The sequence below is a fragment of the Lentilactobacillus sp. Marseille-Q4993 genome, assembly GCF_951230165.1.
In the GTDB taxonomy this organism is placed as follows: domain Bacteria; phylum Bacillota; class Bacilli; order Lactobacillales; family Lactobacillaceae; genus Lentilactobacillus.
Genome location: NZ_CATNVB010000042.1, coordinates 1 through 15,690, shown reverse-complemented (window position 1 = coordinate 15,690; position 15,690 = coordinate 1). Strand labels below are relative to the sequence as shown.

The following is a 15,690-nucleotide window of genomic DNA, read 5'->3' as shown; positions in this document are numbered from 1 at the left end:
GGTATAACTTCAATCGCCGCCAATTAACACTAAAAGGCATGACTCCGATAGAATATCGAAATCATGCCTCAAATAAGATTGCCTAATTTTAATTATTTAACTGTCCGCTTGACACGGAGTAGCTCCCGGTTTTTTTGTCGCCCTTTTTTTCGGGGCGCTTTTCGTTTTTACGTTTCTTATCGTCTTTTCGATCACGTTTTAAAAACTTGTCTCGATTCTTATCATCAAGATCAAGGGAGGCAAACTTGCCAAAAATCGCATCTAAATCGTCTTGGCGATTAACTTTTAATCCCATTTGTTCATCCCCTTACTTGAAACTATAATAACAGATTTTAATCTGAGTGTCATTTATGATAAAAACTGTATAAAAGGTGCCTGCTTTGAGTAATAAATGAATAAAACAGGTTATTTATTAAAAAATGTTGCATAAAATTTAGTTATGGTGTATTGTAGTGAATATTAAAAATAAGTAAGGAATGTTGATAATGAAAAATAAAGCAAAAGCAATTATTTCGTTTATTCTTATCGCGGTAAGCTGTTTCGCTTTGTTTGCTGTTAGTGGTTCAACGACCAACGCTCACGCAGCTGACAATTCGCTCACCCAGGTTAAAAAGAAGGGGACACTAGTAGTTGCTATTAGTCCTGATTACCCACCATATGAATTTCAGGTGGAAAAGAACGGTAAAAATAAGATTGTCGGAATGGATGTCGACATCGTCAATAAGATGGCCAAGGATCTAGGAGTTAAGCCAGTTTTCAAGTCAATGAGTTTTAACTCCGTTTTGACCGCTATTGAAACCGGTAAGGCGGATATGGCGATCGGTGGTATCAATCCAACTGACGAAAGACGACAAAGTGTTGATTTCTCAAAAATTTACTACATGGGTGGTCAAAGCTTCCTGATCAACAAGAAGGATGCTGGTGCAATCAAGTCAGTTAAAGATTTGCAGAATCAAAAAATTGGTGCTCAAACGGGGAGTTTGCAGTACGATTTAGCAAAGAAGCGAATCAAAGGAGCTAATGTAAAGGGAATGGATAAGACGCCTGACCTTGTTTTGGCGCTTAAGACGAATAAACTGAAGGCAGTTGGGGTTGAAAAGCCGGTTGCTGAAGCATACGTTAAGAATGATAAGACGTTGAAAGCTATTCCTTCAGGTTACAAAATGAACACCAATGAAATTGGTGCTGCAATTGCCTTCAAGAAGGGCTCATCAAGTTTAGTTGCGGCCGCTAATAAGTCAATTGATGATATTAAGAAAAATAATCTCACTGATGGTTATCTTGCTGATGCGGGTAAGTACATGAAGGTCAATACAGCAGATACTTCAATGGGTCACTATTGGACATACTTTGCAAGTGGTATTGAATACACGTTATTGATTTCAGTTATTGCTTCATTCTTCGGGGTGCTACTAGGTGTTATCCTTGCTCTGCTTAGATTTAGTAAACTAGGTTTCTTGCGGGCAATCTCAATGGCCTACACTGAGTTTGTTCGGGGGACTCCTTTGATGGTTCAAGTAATGTTTGTTTACTTTGGAATTGGCGTTATTGTTAATATTCCAGCATTGCTTTCAGGTATTATTGCAGTTTCCCTTAACAGTGGGGCGTATGTTGCTGAAATTATCCGTGGTGGTATCAACTCGGTTAACAAGGGACAGACCGAAGCTGCTGAGAGTTTAGGACTAGCTCGTGGCGATGTTATGAGATTTGTTGTTCTGCCACAAGCATTCAAGAATATTTGGCCAGCGCTGGGTAATGAGTTTATTTCCCTGATCAAAGAAAGTTCAATCGTATCAATCATCGGGGTTACTGATTTGATTTATCAAACTAACATTGTGCGGGCGAATACCTATCGTGGAGTAATGCCAATCTTTGTAACGATGATCATTTACTTTGTGGTTACGTTCTTGTTGACAAGAGTTCTCAACTACTTCGAAAGGAAGATGAAACATGCAGAATAAAGAAGTTATTAAAATCGAAAACCTTAGCAAAAAGTATGGGGACAAAGAAATCCTGCACGATGTTAACGGGACGGTTGAGTCTGGTGAAGTTATTTGTATCATTGGTCCATCAGGAGCTGGTAAGAGTACCCTGCTTCGATGCCTAAACCTGTTGGAAAAACCGACTGGTGGGGTTGTCTATTTCGACGGTAACGATTTGATGAAGACTGGCGAAAAGGATTTGAGTTCAGTTCGAGAAAAAATGGGAATGGTTTTTCAGAGTTTTAACTTGTTCCCAAACATGACCGTTCTAGATAACCTAAAATTGGCTCCTAAGCGGGTTAAAAACGTAACTGATGAAGAAGCAACGGCAACGGCTAAAAAGCTGTTAGAGCGGGTCGGATTGGGCGACAAGGCCGATGCATATCCTGCCAGTCTTTCTGGTGGTCAGGCTCAACGGGTCGCAATTGCCAGAGCCTTAGCGATGAATCCTGAGGTAATGCTCTTTGATGAACCAACCAGTGCCTTGGATCCCGAAATGGTTGGTGAAGTTTTGGCCGTAATGCAAGAACTGGCAAATGAGGGGATGACGATGGTCGTTGTTACCCACGAAATGGGATTTGCCAAGGAGGTTGCTGATACGGTTTGGTTTATGGCCGAAGGGACGATTTTAGAGAAAAACGATCCGGAAAACTTATTTCAAAATCCTGCGAACGAAAGAACTAAAGATTTTATTTCAAAGATTATCGAAGCAAAGTAATCTACAATACGGTGATTTCCATTTTAGAGTACTGAAATGGAAGCCACCGTTTTTTGTTAATATTCATTATTTAAATCGCACTAATTTGAAGTAGGTAACCGAAAGAAAGCGGTTCACCGCGGGGATGGATAGGGGTCAATCATTGAAGCAAACGTCTATTCGCGTTATAATTTTACGGTAAGAATTTCAAAGGGAGTGGTAATTTGGCAAGTGAATATATCGAACATAAATTAGCTCTATTACCCGATATGCCGGGTTGCTACTTGATGAAAAATATTAACGGTAAAATCATCTACGTTGGTAAAGCAAAGAACCTAAAAAATCGGGTTCGGTCGTACTTCAAGAGTAGTCATGAAGGAAAGACTGCCAAACTGGTGTCAGAGATTGCCGACTTTGAAACGATTGTTACTAGTACGGATAAAGAAGCTTTCCTGCTAGAAATTACGCTGATTCAAAAGCACAGACCTTATTTTAATATTAAGTTGAAGCAAGGAAACGGTGGTTACCCATACATTAAAATCACCAACGAGCGAGACCCACAGATCAAAATCGTGAATACGCTGCTCAATGACGGGGGCTTTTACTACGGACCCTATCCAAACGTGTATGCGGCCGATGAGACGGTGAACTTTCTCCAAAAGGTTTATCCACTTCGCCGTTGTAATGGATACCAGGGGCGGCCATGTTTGTATTACCATATGGGTCAGTGCCTGGGATGCTGTTTTAAAGAGGTTCCTAAGGAAGATTACGATAAGCAGATCAAGAAGATCAAATCATTTTTAAACGGCCACGTTGACGCAGCTAAACGGTTACTTAAGTCGCGGATGAAGAAAGCATCAGATGAGCTTGAGTTTGAAAGAGCCGCTGATATTAGAGACCAGATTCACTACATTGAGATAACCGTTGAGAAGCAGAAAATCATTAGTAATGATAATACGCCACGTGATATTTTTAACTATTACATGGATAAAGGTTGGTTATCGATTCAGGTATTCTTCATTCGTCAGTCACGACTAATGAAACGAGAAAAACGGCTGTTTCCGATCATTAATGATCCTGAGGAAGAAATGGTTAGCTTTATTGCTCAGTTTTATAAGCAAAAGAACCAATTATTGCCTAAAGAAATTCTAGTTCCAAAGACTTTGCCTACAGATGTTATCAGTCACGTTGTTGATGATGTGCCAGTGCGGGTTCCCCAGCGAGGGCAAAAGCGAGATTTAATTGATATGGCCGCAACGAATGCGAAGCTGGTACTTGAAGAAAAGTTTCGGCTTATGGAGTTGGATGAATCCAAGACTACGGGTGCGATGCAAGAGCTGACTGATGCAATGGGAATAGCGCCTGGGCATAGGATTGAAGCTTTTGACCATTCTCATATTCAGGGAGCAGACTTGGTGTCAGCTATGGTAGTGTTTGAAGATGGTCAACCAAATAAAAATATGTACCGGAAATTCAAGCTAAAAACAGTGGATCATGCTGATGAAGCGGCCAGCACTAAAGAAGTGATTAGGCGTAGATATACCAGATTATTGAAAGAACATTCAGAAATGCCTGATTTAATTCTCATGGATGGTGGTATCATACAGATGAACGCTGCAAAAGATGTCCTTGAAAACGAATTGGGATTGTCGATTCCAGTTGGTGGGATGGTAAAGAATGACCATCATCAGACGGCAGATTTGTTGTTTGGTAAGGGTGATACGCCGTTGCACCTTGATCCCAAGAGCCAAGGATTTTACTTGCTTCAACGGATTCAAGATGAGGTTCACAGATTTGCAATTACGTTCCACCGTAAGGTTCATACTAAGAACTCACTCAGTTCAAAGCTGGACGGAATTGCTGGAGTGGGTCCTAAGACAAGAAATAAGTTATTAAGAAAATTTGGGTCCTTGAAGAAAATTTCAGAAGCCACGGTGGATGAAATTAGAGAGTTAGGAATTTCCCAAACCGTTGCTCAAACGATAAAATATTCTTTGGCAACGTCGGAAAAGTAATTCGTGGTTTATTAATGATTTCTTTTTTTATTAGAAATTGCTTTGACCTATGTTTAATATGTAGGTATACTTCAACTAGTTGTAAATTCGACTCAGAAAAATAGTTAGGTAAATGGTGAAAGTATGTTTGTTGATCAAGTAAAAATTGATGTTAAGGCCGGAAATGGCGGTAACGGAATGGTGGCTTTTCGTAGAGAAAAGTACGTTCCAAACGGTGGTCCAGCCGGTGGTGACGGTGGTCATGGTGGTAACGTTGTGTTTAAAGTTGACACCGGAATGAGCACGTTAATGGATTTTCGGTACCATCGCAAGTTTAAGGCAAAACCAGGTGGTAATGGAGCTAACAAATCGATGACAGGTCGAAGTGCTGAGGATTTAATAATCCCAGTCCCAGAAGGAACCACGATTACGAACTCAGAAACGGGAGCGTTGATCGGTGATTTGACTGAAAAAGATCAAGAATTAGTTGTCGCTCGTGGTGGCCGTGGTGGTCGTGGTAACACACATTTTGCCAGCGCAAAGAACCCAGCTCCAGAAATTGCTGAGAATGGTGAGCCAGGAGAGGAGATTCCTCTTCGACTTGAGTTGAGAGTGTTAGCGGACGTGGGATTAGTTGGTTTTCCATCAGCTGGAAAGTCAACCTTACTTTCGGTTATCACTAGTGCCAAACCTAAGATTGCTGGATACCACTTTACAACCCTTGTTCCAAACCTTGGGATGGTAAGATTGGACGACGGTCGCGATTTTGCGGTTGCTGATCTTCCCGGTTTGGTTGAAGGAGCTTCTGAAGGGGTTGGGTTAGGAATTCAGTTTCTCCGTCACGTTGAACGAACCAGAGTTATTCTTCATCTGGTTGATATGTCTGGTCAAGAGGGCAGAGATCCATATGAAGACTATCTGGCAATTAACAGGGAGTTAGCAACCTATGATGAATCACTGCTAGATCGACCACAGATTGTTGTAGCGACTAAGATGGATCTTCCTGATGCTCAGGAAAATTTAGCAGAATTTACCGCTAAGCTCCAAGAATCAACTTCGGCTGATAAGGATGCTCCGGAGGTGTTACCAATTTCTTCAGTAACTCATCAAGGATTGCAACCGCTGATTACAAAGACCGCTGAGTTGCTTGATAACACGGCACCAATTCCATTGACAACAGACGATGGTAGCAACCAAAACTACGAGTTTGATGGGGATAAAGAATCCGAACTCAAAGTTAGCTATGATGACGAGATTGAGTCATGGGTACTTTCCGGTGATAAGATTGAGAAGCTGTTCAAAATGACCGACACGATGCATGATCAAAGCATGTTAAGGTTTGCCCGGCAGATGAAGGGGATGGGAGTAGATGATGCCCTTCGAAAAGCCGGAGCCAAAGATGGGGATACAGTAACAATTTTAGATTTTTCATTTACGTACGTTGAATAAAGGGAATAAGGCGGGAATTATGAAATGCAACAGGTAAAGAAGCAAAATAGAGGGAAAAGATTAAAGAAAAGTAGGTATATCACCGGATTTGACGGAATCAGAGCGATTGCCGTTGCCGGGGTTATTATTTATCATTTATTACCATATAACCTTCAAGGTGGATATATGGGTGTTCCAATTTTCTTTGGGGTGTCAGGGTACCTAATTACTGACTTACTTTTACAGGAATGGGAACAAAATGGCAAGATTGATTTTATTGGGTTCTATGTCCGCCGATTGAAACGTTTGTACCCAGCGCTAGTTACAATGTTGATTGCAACTGGGGCATACATAACACTGTTTCAAAGATCGTTACTAGCAAACCTAAGGTCGATTATTGGTACCAACTTGGTGTATCTGTACAACTGGTGGGAAGTTGGTCACGGTCAGAGTTATTTCGATAGGTTTAACGGAGAATCGCCATTTACTCACTTATGGTCGCTTTCAATTGAGGGTCAGTATTATTTAATCTGGCCGTTACTGTTGGCTGCGATGATTATTTTACTAAGAAACAAAAAGGTAATTGCGTGGATCATGCTTGGCTTGGCGACTCTTTCAGCTGTCTTGATGGGGGTCCTGTACACCGGTCCCAACACCCTAAACCGGGTATACTATGGTACTGATACCAGAATGTACGCCATTATCTTTGGGGTTGCCCTAGCAATTATTTGGCCATCAACTCACTTAAAAGAGAAGATAACTCAAGGTGGTAGGTGGACACTTAATATCATTGGATTGTTGTCATTTGCAGTAATGATGTATTTATACGTTACATTATCGGGGCAAAATATATTTACCTATCGTGGTGGAATGGTGATCATGACCATTGCCTCGACGCTTTTGATTGCAACCTGTGCTCATCCAGGTGCTGATGTTAACCGTTGGTTGACAAATCCTTTATTCGCATGGATTGGAACTAGAAGTTACGGAATTTACCTATTCCAATTTCCTGTAATGATTTTTTACGAGATGAAGGTAAAAGATATTGCGCAGCACCCATTGATGCATGCACTGATTGAGGTTGCCATCATCTTGATTATCAGTGAGTTGTCATACCGATACATTGAACGACCACTTCGGCGTTATGATTATTCGCTTTTGCCAGGAGCACTTAAGCAGTTCTTTGAACCTAAGTCACGGTTTGGTATGAAGCGGCTTTGGGCATTACCCGTACTGTTTTTGATGGCTGCTTGTGCATATGGAACTGCAATTGCGCCAGCCAAACAGGCAAAAACCCAATTGCAGACTGATATTACTAAAAACCAAGGTAAAGCTAAAAAGAACAACAAGCTCGCTCTTGAGAAACAGAAGAAAGCGGCTAAGCTGGCTAAGGATAAGAAACGACAAAATGCGTTACTTAAAAAGAAGCTGACCAAGAAGCAGGTGTTGGTCGCCAAGAAGTATAATTTGACTAAGCGCCAGTATTTGTCCATTTATCAACAACCAGTGACTGCAATCGGTGATTCAATCATGGTTGATGTAAGTAATGATTTGCAATCTGTATTTAAGCAGGCGTATGTTTCAGCAGCTGTTGGTCGCCAAATTTGGCAAGCCTCATCAGTGTTGAAACAGCTTAAGGCAAAGGACCAACTAGCAAGTAATGTCCTAATTAATCTGGGAACAAACTCGCCAATGACGGATTCACAAATTAACGGTGTTATCAAGACGATCGGGCCTAAGCGTCAGATTTTCTGGATCAATTGCCATGTCCCAACGAGAAACTGGGAAACGGAAGTTAACCGCACAATCAATCGGGCAGCTAAAAAACATAAAAATGTCCACGTTATTGACTGGCATGGTTACAGTAAGGGTAAGAGCGGCTGGTTCTGGCAAGACAACGTTCATCCAAACCCAACTGGTAACGTAGCATTTGTTCGCCTTGTTGCTAAACAAGTGAGTACAACATTAGCGAAGTAAATTTAAGATCAAGTATGCAAAAGAGGCAGTGATAATTTCTCGTGAAATTATCACTACCTCTTTTATTTATTCTGGATAGTTGTAATGCCCTGTGATTCGTAATTAGTGATCATAGATGGAGGATACCTTAAAGGCTAATATTGATTGGGTTTTCAGGACCGTTGACAACCTTAGTACCACCAGTTGTATAAACCGCACCAAATTTAACTTTAAGCAACTTGGCTGGATTTGAATCGTAGTTGTACAGATAACCAACCATTACAAATCGTCTTGATTGATTAGCAGCTAGTTTTTGACCTGCAGATGGATCGCTTAATTGATTAGCTGTGTTCAACGTCTGGCCAGCATCGGTTTTAACCGCATCTACCCCGTTAAGGGCAATTGTCTTACTATACCTGTTAGTGACACTATAGGAAATTACAAAAGTATAGTAAGTATCCGGAACATTGGGTAAGTTGAGTGCTGCTGCTGCCGCCTGCTTGGCTTCCTTTGTTGCAGGTTGGTTCTTAACAACCTTTACGCGATTGATTTGATAACTGACTTTACCAGATGCAGTTTTTATCTTTGGCACTGAAATATGACTCAAGTTTTGCTTCGTGCCAAATTTATCATATGTAAACTGCTTTTTTGATTTTAGATTCCCGTTGGCTACGTAATTTGACTTTTGCTTATCCTTCTTTGGTACCGAGTAACTATAAGAATTTAAATTACTACTTTCACTAGCCTCGGAGCTACTATTTGAGGAACTGTTTTTCATATTTGCTGAAAGAGAGTCTTTCGAACTTGAATCTTTTTTGTTACTTGAATTGTTGCCACAACCTGCGATTACTCCAGCTAGTGACAGAATGAATACCCCTGATAATAATTTTTTATTCATAATTTTACTCCTAGTATAGTACTAATGTATTACCTACAATTCTAAACCCAAATACAATTTTTTGCGTTTGATATATCCTTAAATCGTAATTTAACGGCATATCTTTAACTCTTGTTAAGAATTGATCCAGGTTGAGGTGGGATGGTGAGGGAACTTCTGACTCTCGTTTGGTTTGAAAATGGATTGTGTGGTCTGTAATTAGTAGTTGGGTAACTGGTAAAAAGTGCTTTTTCTCAGCAATCAAAATTGTTAAGTTGGGATTAAGTCCCGCTGTGGCGTGGTAAAACTCGTCTAGGTTCATAATTCTTCCCTCCCATCTGATTATTATTCTACCTAAATTATGCTACAATTGGATAGTGATTCTTCAGCAATGCTAAGAACTCGATTTTAAGAATTAAGGAAACGATAAAATGCAAATTGAATTTTTAGGGACTGGAGCAGGTTCCCCAGGAAAGTTTCGGAATGTTTCTAGTTTAGCACTTCGATTACTGGATGAAATAAACTCCGTTTGGCTTTTTGACGCCGGTGAGGGTACTCAACATCAAATATTGAGGTCGACGATTCGTCCTCGTAAAATTGATAAGATATTCATTACCCATCTTCATGGTGATCATATATTTGGCTTACCTGGCCTACTTAGTAGTCGTTCGTTCCAAGGTGGAAACGAACAGCTGGATATATATGGGCCAACGGGAATAAAGGAGTATGTAAATGTTAGTTTAAAGGTCTCAGAGACCCGACTTTCATACCCAATCAAGTTTCATGAGTTTAAAAAAGGTCAATCGGGTAAGATATACGAGGGACCTAAGTTCTCCGTCTACATTGAACCTCTCGACCATAAAATCCAAAGTTTTGGATTTAGAATCGTTGAGCACGATCATCAAGGTGAACTGATGGTTGATAAACTGAGGGAATTGAATATTCCTTCAGGCCCCGTGTACGGTAAACTCAAAAATGGTGAGACGGTAACGCTTGATGACGGTCGAATCATTAATGGTCAAGATGTGATTGGACCCGCTCAGAAGGGGAGAACCGTTGCTATTTTGGGCGATACCCGACAAACGGATAACGCCTTATCATTGGCCAAGGGCGCGGATGTTCTTGTTCATGAGAGTACCTTTGGCAAGGGTGAGAATAAGTTGGCTCATAATTACTATCACTCAACAAATACCCAAGCTGCCAAAATTGCTAAGCAGGCTGGAGTCAAGAAATTATTATTAAATCATATTTCAGCTCGGTATACTGGTAAAATGGCAAAGGAACTTGAGTATCAGGCGAAGAGTATTTTTCCAAAAACAAAAGTAGTTAAGGATTTTGACATTATCGAAATCCCATTTATCAAATAATTAGTTATTTCGGGGGGAATAGTAATGAAAAAACAAGTTAGCGTTATAATTTCAATTATCTTAATTATCATTGTTGCGGTGTTTGCACTTTTGAATTTGAACTCGGTTGATATTAACTTTGCGTTTACTAGCGTAAGTGTTCCAATCGTGTTAGTTATTTTGTTCTCTTTTTTGTTTGGAGCAATTATTATTTTTCTATTGTCGTCTAGTCAGACGATTAAGAAGAATAAGCAAATTAAGACGATTCAATCAAGAAGCACTGAGGAGCAGAAACAACTGCAACGTGAGATTGACGAATTAAACGATAATTTAAAATCCCTCGAGAAGCGACTGAAAAACTCCGTTTCAAAGCAGCAGGTGGGCGAAAAAGATCAACAAATCGTGTCACTTGAAAAGCAGATCAATAAGTTACTGAAAAAAATATAGAATGGCGTGAGAGAAGTAAATGATCAATTCGAAGTACGATTGGCAGTTGAATAATGTTGACCAGACTAAGGTAGACCAATTCTCTAAGTCACTTAACGTTAGCGAGCTAGTAGCGAAATTATTGTTAGAGCGCGGAATTAGCGATCCTGCAGCAGCTAAAACTTTTTTGGAGCCTAGTATCGAGAATCTTCACAATCCGTTTGAATTACATGATATGCAAAAAGCAATCGATAGGATTCAGACAGCGGTTGGTAGTGGTGAAAAGATAACGGTTTATGGTGATTATGATGCTGATGGAATTACCAGTACTACGATTATGTATGAAGTATTGACGGATCTGGGTGCGTATGTGGATTATTACATTCCAAACCGATTTACTGATGGCTATGGTCCTAATCAAGCAGCTTTTGGCCGTATTATTGATGCTGGCACCACTCTTATTATCACTGTTGATAATGGGGTAGCGGGAAATGATTCCATCGATTTGGCTAATTCTAAGGGGTGTGATGTAGTAGTCACTGATCATCATGATCTCCCTGATGAGTTACCCAATGCCTTTGCAATCGTTCACCCTATGGTAACCGAAGGAATGAAGAATCCGTATCCGTTTACCGGTCTTTCTGGCGCTGGGGTTGCCTTCAAGGTTGCTACTGCATTATTGGAAGAAATTCCATACGAATTAATGGATGTTGCGGCAATTGGAACCGTAGCTGATGTTGTTTCGTTGACGGATGAGAACCGAATCCTAGTTAAGTACGGAATCGAGGCAATTAAGAACACCCAGAGACCTGGATTGTCGGCCCTGATTAAAAAGGCTGGGGTTGAAGTCAATGATTTTAACGAACAGGACATTGGTTTCTGTGTTGCACCAAGGCTTAATTCCCTTGGTCGAATCGATGATGCTAGTGTTGGGGTTAAATTACTGACGACTTTTGATGAAGAAGAGGATGGTAAACTAGCCGAGTTTGCGAATTCGCAAAATGATTTGCGAAAGTCGCTAGTTGATCAGTTTTTCGATGAAGCGCAAAAAATGGTTGAAAAGGATGCTAGTATCCTTGCGAGGAAGGTAACGGTAATCGTTGGGAATGAATGGCATCAAGGAGTTCTTGGTATCGTTGCGTCCAGATTAGTGGATAAGTACCAAAAGCCAGCCATTGTTTTAACCACTTTACCTGGAACTGATGATCTAAAGGGGTCCGGTCGTAGTATTGATTCGTTTGATTTATTTAAGGCAATTGTGCCAGTAGCGGGCAAAATGGAGGGCTTTGGTGGCCACCACTCTGCGGTGGGGTTAACCGTTAAGCAAAAGAATTTAAAAGCGTTGATTAATCAATTGGAGTTAGCTGGAGTTGAGCAGAAGTTAGATGATTCTTACAAGCAAGAATTGTCGATTGCTGCCAAGCTGCCAGTTAGCGAGGTTAATGATCAGCTGTTCGCAGACATCCGAACGCTTGCTCCGTTCGGCCAGGATAATCCTGAACCGATTTTTGAATTTTCTTATGATAAATTAGTTGGCATCAAGCAAATTGGTAAGAATAATGACCACTTAAGGTTTAACCTTGCTAATAATGGGATGTCGATGCAAGCAATTGCGTTTCAGATGGGTAATTTAGCAGATCAACTTGAAAATAAAACTACCGAGACTGACATTATTGGTGAATTGGGAACAAACACTTGGAAGGGTAAGACTAACTTTCAAATAATGGTTGAAGATCTTAGGCAAGAACTACCAGCAGTGGTTGATTTACGGACTAATTCACTTCACAAGTCGATGTTTTCACGCCCAGGAGTCTATTTGTTTTTCCACCAAAAGACGATGAATCAGCTGGAATCATTTATTAGTGAAGGGACGCCGATCTTGTTTAAAGATTACCTGAGTACCGATACTAATACTGGAGACACACTGTTTGTTGTGGATTGTCCTGATAAAGTTGATGATTTGGTCAGTGCTTTAAAGGTAAGAAAGCCTGCCTCAACGGTCTTTTACCTCTATAAGAAGCAGTTGGTTTCAAAATTAGGGATGCCAGACAGGGTAACTTATGCTAAACTATTTAAGTTCATTTCTGAGAACCCAGGAATATCTCTTTCAAATCAGATGGGTCAATTGGCCAAGCACATTGGGACTGCCCAAAATAGTTTGGTGTTTATGATCAAAGTGTTTGCTGAACTTGAATTTATTTCTGTAGATAATGGTGTTGTTAATTTAAAACCAGGATATACTGCAAAGGATTTGGCTAGTGCTCCGGCGTATAAGCTCCGGGAACGTCAAATTGATACTGAGCAAAAACTATTGATTCCTGGTACTAACGAATTGGTCAGTTTCGTTGATAATGTCGTCAACGACTGATGGAAGGAAGATAATTATGGCAATTGATTTTTCAGATTATATCGCAGCGTACAAGAATTTCCCGGAACCAGGAATTTTATTCCGGGATATTTCTCCATTGCTTGAAAACGGGGATGCATACAAGGCTGCCACTCACGAGATTGTAAAATTTGCTCGCGAAAGAGACGTTGACATGGTCATTGGCCCGGAGGCTCGTGGATTTATTGTCGGGTGTCCCGTTGCTAATGAAATGGGCATTGGATTCTCCCCTGCAAGAAAGCAAGATAAATTACCAGGTGAAATTGTAACTGCTAGTTATGATCTTGAGTACGGAACTGCCAGCCTTTGTTTACGGAAGAATGCCGTGAAAAAGGGTCAGCGAGTTCTTGTCACTGACGATTTACTTGCTACTGGTGGCACGATTGATGCCACAATAAGGATGGTTGAAGAATTAGGTGGAATTGTTGTCGGAACGGCATTTATTGTTGAATTAATGGACCTAAGAGGCCGGGATAAGATCAAGGACTATGATATTCTAAGCTTAGTTCAATATTAATAACAGCTACAAAAACAGTTACCTTGGTTAAGGTGGCTGTTTTTTTACATAATATTCGAGATTGTTCGTTATCCATGAAAAAAGTAGTAGTTGATGCTATTATTGCTGTTATCAAAAGGGGGAATTGTAATATGGAACTTTCACAAACTGATTATAATATTTTGGCAGCAATTGGATCTGGTCGAGTAGAATCCGGAACCAGTGTCAGCCATTTTGTTGACTACTGCGATAATGTGATTGGTGGAGACCCAAGGCCTTTGATAAAGGAAGGTTATATCGAAGGGGACAGATTTGTTGATGGCCTGACTGACAAGGGGAAACAGGCTCTAGATGAATATTTAAAATCAAAAGATAAGTAAAAAAGCTCCGTTTCCGAAGGGAAACGAAGCTTTTTAATTTAAGGTGAGTACAGGAATTGAACCTGCGCGCCCGCTCAACACGGGTTCGCCGGATTTCGAGTCCGGTGCATTACCACTCTGCCAACTCACCACAACAAAGGATATTATATCAATTGTTGTAAGAAATGTAAATTATGAATTAGTTAGTCTTTTGCTACTTTACTCTTGATTATTCCGACTACAGCGGGGATTAAAGAAACAAGAACGATACCAATTATTACCATTGAGAAGTGCTCTTTAACAACGGGGATGTTTCCAAAGTAGAAACCAGCGCCACAGCAAATTGCTACCCAAGTGATACAGGCGGGTAAGTTATACCTTATAAAGCGTTTATATGGAAAGTCGGTTGTCGCTGAGACAAATGGAACAAATGTCCGAATAATTGGCATGAAACGAGCTAGAAAAATTGCCAATGCACCGTATTTTTCAAAAAACTCTCTTGCTTTCTTCAAGTCTTTTTCTTTGATGAACTTTCCAAGAATTTTATGTTTCGGAATTAAATCTCCGAATTTACTTCCCAGGTAGAAGTTTAATGAATCACCACAGATAGAGGCAATCAAGAAAATTATAACGAACAGCCAGACATTTAGTGTATAGTTAGGATTTGCTGAAAGTGCGGCTGCTGCAAATAATAAAGAATCTCCAGGTAAAAATGGCATAATCACTGCACCGGTTTCGATGAAGATTATCGCGAAAAGAATTAAATATGTCCAATCTCCAAAGTTATTCACGATGTTAACTAAGTGAGCATCGATATGGAGAACAAAATCAATTAGGGTTCCCAAAAAATCATTCCTTTAGTTTTTAATGTTAAGGCTAATGTTACCAAATAACTGGCAGATTTAGAAATGGATTTGAGCGATTTAGCAAAAATGAAAGGTTTTGCTCTCTAAATGAGATATTGTACAATGAATTGAAAGGAGGTGATGTTGTGAGTTTACACACAGGTGATAAAGTTACGGCGAAGATTACTGGAATTCAGAGCTATGGAGTATTTGTCGATATTAATGGTGAGGATAGAGGCTTGATCCACATCTCTGAATGCAAAGATGGTTTTATTAATGATTTGCATAATCTATTTAAACTGGGGCAGACGATTACGGCTTACATAATAGATATTGATGAATTTTCAGGGAAAATCAGTCTTTCAACTAGAGTTAATGGAGTTGATAAATCTGTATTAGATAATAGGGATAGAGTTGTGTTTCACCATCCTAGGTATTGGACTAACTACCGGTTAAATCACGGCTTCAGCCCGATTAGGGCAAGGCAGGAGGAGTGGCTTAAAGAGGCAATTGAAAATTTTGGGTAATTAAGCCTTGACGGGGCTCCTATTTATTTGATAAACTAGTTCTCGTTGCCAAATGGTAACGCATTTATATAACCTTTCCGAGCGAAAGAAATCATAAAAAAGTTCTTGATTTCATCTTGGAAATCTGATATATTATAATAGTTGTCAAAAGGCGTTACGACGCTGATTGATAGCCAAGTAGATCTTTGAAAACTGAACAAAATTTTCGACAAACAAATGTGTAGGGTCCTCCAATCATTTATGATTGGAGACAAACATTTGCGAAGTCAATTCGTGAAATAATCAATAAAACAAATAATCATGAGCTAACAAGCTTATCATTTTTAAAATGAGAGTTTGATCCTGGCTCAGGACGAACGCTGGCGGCGTGC

At 40.1% G+C, this 15,690-nt stretch carries 15 protein-coding genes and 1 tRNA gene; 11 read left to right on the top strand and 5 right to left on the bottom strand.

The window, feature by feature from the left end:
* Positions 1-88: 88 nt before the first annotated feature.
* The gene (locus QOW94_RS10310) at positions 89-295 is read right to left on the bottom strand and encodes an SPJ_0845 family protein (protein ID WP_283680364.1); all 207 of its coding nucleotides are present in this window, start codon (positions 293-295) and stop codon (positions 89-91) included.
* Positions 296-485: 190 nt separating this feature from the next.
* On the opposite strand from QOW94_RS10310, the gene QOW94_RS10305 reads away from it, so the two are divergent.
* The 5 genes from QOW94_RS10305 to QOW94_RS10285 all read left to right on the top strand — a co-directional run bounded on the left by QOW94_RS10305 (position 486) and on the right by QOW94_RS10285 (position 8,078).
* Positions 486-1,961 (top strand): ABC transporter substrate-binding protein/permease, encoded by a 1,476-nt coding sequence (locus QOW94_RS10305; RefSeq protein WP_283680363.1) that lies wholly within the window; start codon positions 486-488, stop codon positions 1,959-1,961.
* Positions 1,951-2,700, top strand: a complete 750-nt coding sequence (locus tag QOW94_RS10300) for an amino acid ABC transporter ATP-binding protein (RefSeq protein ID WP_283680362.1) — start codon at positions 1,951-1,953, stop codon at positions 2,698-2,700. Before QOW94_RS10305 ends, QOW94_RS10300 begins: the two co-directional genes overlap by 11 nt.
* A gap of 203 nt (positions 2,701-2,903) precedes the next feature.
* Positions 2,904-4,694, top strand: a complete 1,791-nt coding sequence (gene uvrC / locus QOW94_RS10295) for an excinuclease ABC subunit UvrC (protein ID WP_283680359.1) — start codon at positions 2,904-2,906, stop codon at positions 4,692-4,694.
* A gap of 123 nt (positions 4,695-4,817) precedes the next feature.
* Positions 4,818-6,122, top strand: coding sequence for a GTPase ObgE (obgE, locus tag QOW94_RS10290; protein ID WP_283680358.1), 1,305 nt, complete (start codon positions 4,818-4,820; stop codon positions 6,120-6,122).
* Between the two features lie 24 nt (positions 6,123-6,146).
* Entirely contained in the window at positions 6,147-8,078 is a 1,932-nt protein-coding gene (locus QOW94_RS10285; RefSeq protein ID WP_283680357.1) for an acyltransferase family protein, read from the top strand.
* A gap of 127 nt (positions 8,079-8,205) precedes the next feature.
* Here the strand turns inward: QOW94_RS10285 and QOW94_RS10280 are convergent, their stop codons facing one another.
* Both QOW94_RS10280 and QOW94_RS10275 read right to left on the bottom strand, forming a co-directional pair.
* Entirely contained in the window at positions 8,206-8,955 is a 750-nt protein-coding gene (locus tag QOW94_RS10280) for a hypothetical protein (protein ID WP_283680356.1), read from the bottom strand.
* A 10-nt stretch (positions 8,956-8,965) separates the two neighbouring features.
* Entirely contained in the window at positions 8,966-9,256 is a 291-nt protein-coding gene (locus QOW94_RS10275; RefSeq protein ID WP_283680355.1) for a hypothetical protein, read from the bottom strand.
* A gap of 109 nt (positions 9,257-9,365) precedes the next feature.
* On the opposite strand from QOW94_RS10275, the gene rnz reads away from it, so the two are divergent.
* From rnz to QOW94_RS10250, 5 genes are all read left to right on the top strand, one after another.
* Positions 9,366-10,301 carry a ribonuclease Z gene (rnz, locus tag QOW94_RS10270; protein WP_283680354.1) on the top strand — a complete coding sequence of 312 codons (936 nt, stop codon included), beginning with the start codon at positions 9,366-9,368 and terminating at the stop codon, positions 10,299-10,301.
* Positions 10,302-10,325: 24 nt separating this feature from the next.
* Positions 10,326-10,727, top strand: coding sequence for a lipopolysaccharide assembly protein LapA domain-containing protein (locus QOW94_RS10265; RefSeq protein WP_283680353.1), 402 nt, complete (start codon positions 10,326-10,328; stop codon positions 10,725-10,727).
* 19 nt (positions 10,728-10,746) lie between these two features.
* A complete protein-coding gene (recJ, locus tag QOW94_RS10260; protein ID WP_283680352.1) occupies positions 10,747-13,074 on the top strand; it encodes a single-stranded-DNA-specific exonuclease RecJ in 2,328 nt (775 codons plus the stop codon).
* A 16-nt stretch (positions 13,075-13,090) separates the two neighbouring features.
* Positions 13,091-13,609 carry an adenine phosphoribosyltransferase gene (locus QOW94_RS10255; protein WP_283680350.1) on the top strand — a complete coding sequence of 173 codons (519 nt, stop codon included), beginning with the start codon at positions 13,091-13,093 and terminating at the stop codon, positions 13,607-13,609.
* Positions 13,610-13,740: 131 nt separating this feature from the next.
* Positions 13,741-13,968 (top strand): hypothetical protein, encoded by a 228-nt coding sequence (locus QOW94_RS10250; RefSeq protein WP_283680349.1) that lies wholly within the window; start codon positions 13,741-13,743, stop codon positions 13,966-13,968.
* Positions 13,969-14,009: 41 nt separating this feature from the next.
* Here the strand turns inward: QOW94_RS10250 and QOW94_RS10245 are convergent.
* Together QOW94_RS10245 and QOW94_RS10240 are read right to left on the bottom strand one after the other, a co-directional pair.
* Positions 14,010-14,098, bottom strand: a tRNA-Ser gene (locus QOW94_RS10245).
* A 52-nt stretch (positions 14,099-14,150) separates the two neighbouring features.
* Positions 14,151-14,792 carry a VTT domain-containing protein gene (locus QOW94_RS10240; RefSeq protein WP_283680348.1) on the bottom strand — a complete coding sequence of 214 codons (642 nt, stop codon included), beginning with the start codon at positions 14,790-14,792 and terminating at the stop codon, positions 14,151-14,153.
* 146 nt (positions 14,793-14,938) lie between these two features.
* Between QOW94_RS10240 and QOW94_RS10235 the strand changes: the two genes are divergently transcribed.
* On the top strand, positions 14,939-15,319 hold the full coding sequence (locus tag QOW94_RS10235) for a CvfD/Ygs/GSP13 family RNA-binding post-transcriptional regulator (protein ID WP_283680347.1): 381 nt from the start codon (positions 14,939-14,941) through the stop codon (positions 15,317-15,319).
* The last annotated feature ends 371 nt before the right edge of the window (positions 15,320-15,690 follow it).